A 2995-nucleotide genomic window follows, 5' to 3' on the forward strand; every position below is an offset into this window, starting at 1 on the left:
ATTTTGCTAATAAACATAGCAAAATTATAGATGATTTCCTGACCTAAGATCACATTTTATTCTTTTTTCCACTTCAATCTAAGAATTGAGAAAAAAGCAAAACCTTATATTATACCATAAAAAAATTATGCAAGAGGTCTATTACCAGACCAACCATATAAGTAGTCATGACCACTACCTCCCCATAAATAATCGTCGCCAGACCAGCCATTGAGATAATCATTTCCAGCACCACCATCAATACGATCATTGTTCGTATTGCCATAGATGGTGTCATTACCACCATAACCATTGGCAATAAGATTGTCAGAGCCAGTGTAATTTAAATAGTTACTCGTGCTGGTACCTTCGTAGTAGTAAGTCATTGTTTTTTCCTGAATTTATTGAATCTATTGCTCCATCGCGGTTAAGAAGCTCAAATAAACTATATCGAAATTAGATATAGTTGTTAAGGTAGATATATAAATATGTATTAAGATAAATCAGTGAATATTATCTAATCAATACAAGTCAAAAACAGTGTTTAATCGCCAGAAAACCGAAAAAAATGAATCTCAAGACCTTTCACAGCTAGAAGAATGCCTCTTAACCCTCCTAGCTGCTGAACCCTCCTCAAGACAACCAAGAGGAATGTATGGACTAGAATTTACCGATGCAATTGCAAAAGCCAGCCAAGAAAAACGAAAAATCAGTTATGGTAGCCTCTATCCTGCCTTACATCGCATGGAAGAACGAGGCTTAATCTCATCTAGGTGGGGAGATGAAGCCACAGGGCCGAGACGAAAATATTATATAATTACTCCGAAAGGCCGAGAAATATACCGTCAAGTCCAAGAATTTCGCTCAAATTTAATTCCTTGTGCCTTAGAGATCTATGGTGTCCATTGCCTAGCCAATAAAGAGTCAGATTTCAAGAGTGAGATTGAAATTGTATAGCACTACGCAAATCATGGCCACAAACACCATTTGTAGGGACATTAGCCGCGTAAGTCCTAGCTAGACAATACCTTGGAATGCTGAAAACAACATAAAATGAAGTAAGATATGAATAATAGGTTAAAGTCCCTGAACCCCCCGTGATTGCTTCATTCCGCTCCATTCGCAATGTCATTATACATTTAATTATGCCCACCTACTTATGGTATTAGATTATGAATTTATTAGTACACAGATTATTAGCATTCCTATCCTTGATTATGACTCTGTTGCCTGAAGATTGGCAACGAATTATTTTAGATGAGCAAGAGAGATTAAAACAAAATAACTGCTCTGATTCTCAACTATTAATAGATAATAGAAACATTTCATTTCGTTGTGGTCTTTCTCTGGATTGGTATTCGTAGCCTTCCCGGATTATTTATCAAAATGATTAAGATTATTGATCCAAATTTTGTGAGTAAAAGTCTTAAGAAAGCGTATAACTCAGAAACCATCAACAAGATAGAAGAAGAATTTAAAAAAGATTATTACAATCGATATCTAGGAAGTATTAGAATATCATTATTCATGAGTTTATTTCTTTATTTGGTTTTCATATTTTTAGATCAATATTGTTCATCTCAGGCATCAAATATTTTACCTATTCGTTTGTCAATCTGTTTTTTTGCTTTGTATGTTATTTATAAAAGTTATCAAAAAAATTTCATCAAGTCTTATCAATTATTAATGAGTATTCTCGGACTCATTGGAGGAATTGGTATTAATTTAATGATTTTTATGTCTGATCAGAACGATCTGGCTTATGTTACCTATTATTCTGGCTTAATGTTGGTTTATATGGCAATATATTCAGCTTATCGAATTAGATTTTTTAATGCGGTTATTGTTGGCACTTGTATCTTACTAATTTATAACGCACTGACTATCAATAAAATGATGATGTTTGATCAAATAAACTGGCTTTTATTAATTAATAGCAACTTTTTCCTGGTAAGCGCGAATATTATGGGAGTTTTTATGAGTAACCTTTATGAGCGTTCTACTCGACTAGATTTTTTAATGCGATATATTGTTGCTAGTAAACTACTAGAAATTTATCGGTATCATGAACATATTTCTCCTTCTTCCGAAGATTTATTAAAGAGAATCAATAAAATTCGTCACGATACCAGAGAGCTTGAAAAGTTTTTAATGGAGAATTTCATTGAAAGTAAACAACGTGAATTACTTGACAATTAAATATGACACAATCGACCCTCGAACTGAATTTTTAACGATACTTGGAAGACATTTTAAAGGCATAAGTGGAATTTCCATCGCTTTTGTTAAATTTTTGAATATTTTGGGTTCTTCGGTTTTTGTTATGCAATGTCTGTCTCTACAAGGGTTTCATTCCTTATAGAGACAGACATTGCTGCGATTTTTGTCAACTGTTTTCGATCTAGAGCGAACTAATCAATTAAATCTCTTGCCAGATAAGGATTTAGTCGATGTAGGGAGATGACTACAGCCTTGTCATCGGAGTCAGCCATGGCAATTTGGCCGCTATTATTGATGGTAAAGGCGGAGATACCGTCGCCATCGAGGTTAGGATTACCCGCGGTGATATTGTAGGGTTAAGGGGTTATTATCGGCATCAGTGGCGTTAATTGTCCCGACAACTGTACCGTTAGGACTGGTTTGAGAAATGCTGAAGACAGCATCATTAACCAGTAAAATAATTTTATTGCTTAAAGGGATTAATAATAGTTAATTTTTTATCAACAATTAAACCATCTTGCATATCTTCTGAATACAAAATATTTGCATCAGAAAATAAAGCGCAAGCAATCACTAAACTATCCCAAAATGATAGATGATATTGAGTTCTCAGATTAGATGCAGATTTAAAAATATCAAGATTAAATGAGATAACTCAGCAATTCTCATTTTGAAAACAAAAGAAGATAAAGTTCTCTATGTGAACAAGAGAACTTCTGTCTAATTATCATTTTTTTTCAAGATAATCATCATAATTAGCTTCAAGAGACAGTTTTAAAATATCTGCCCATAAAAA

3 protein-coding genes and 1 pseudogene are annotated in these 2995 nt (G+C 33.5%); 2 read left to right on the top strand and 2 right to left on the bottom strand.

What is annotated here, in order from left to right:
- Positions 1-125: 125 nt before the first annotated feature.
- Complete coding sequence (locus tag IM509_RS19925) at positions 126-365, bottom strand: calcium-binding protein (RefSeq protein ID WP_260441186.1); 240 nt, start codon at positions 363-365, stop codon at positions 126-128.
- Positions 366-519: 154 nt separating this feature from the next.
- On the opposite strand from IM509_RS19925, the gene IM509_RS19930 reads away from it, so the two are divergent.
- The gene (locus tag IM509_RS19930; protein WP_002787255.1) at positions 520-936 is read left to right on the top strand and encodes a PadR family transcriptional regulator; all 417 of its coding nucleotides are present in this window, start codon (positions 520-522) and stop codon (positions 934-936) included.
- Between the two features lie 429 nt (positions 937-1365).
- A complete protein-coding gene (locus IM509_RS19935) occupies positions 1366-2178 on the top strand; it encodes a hypothetical protein (RefSeq protein ID WP_185236914.1) in 813 nt (270 codons plus the stop codon).
- A 484-nt stretch (positions 2179-2662) separates the two neighbouring features.
- Here the strand turns inward: IM509_RS19935 and IM509_RS19940 are convergent.
- Positions 2663-2854: pseudogene (locus IM509_RS19940) on the bottom strand (PIN domain-containing protein); the annotation flags it as partial.
- Positions 2855-2995 lie beyond the last annotated feature (141 nt).

Source organism: Microcystis sp. M31BS1, from assembly GCF_020245285.1.
In the GTDB taxonomy this organism is placed as follows: domain Bacteria; phylum Cyanobacteriota; class Cyanobacteriia; order Cyanobacteriales; family Microcystaceae; genus Microcystis; species Microcystis panniformis.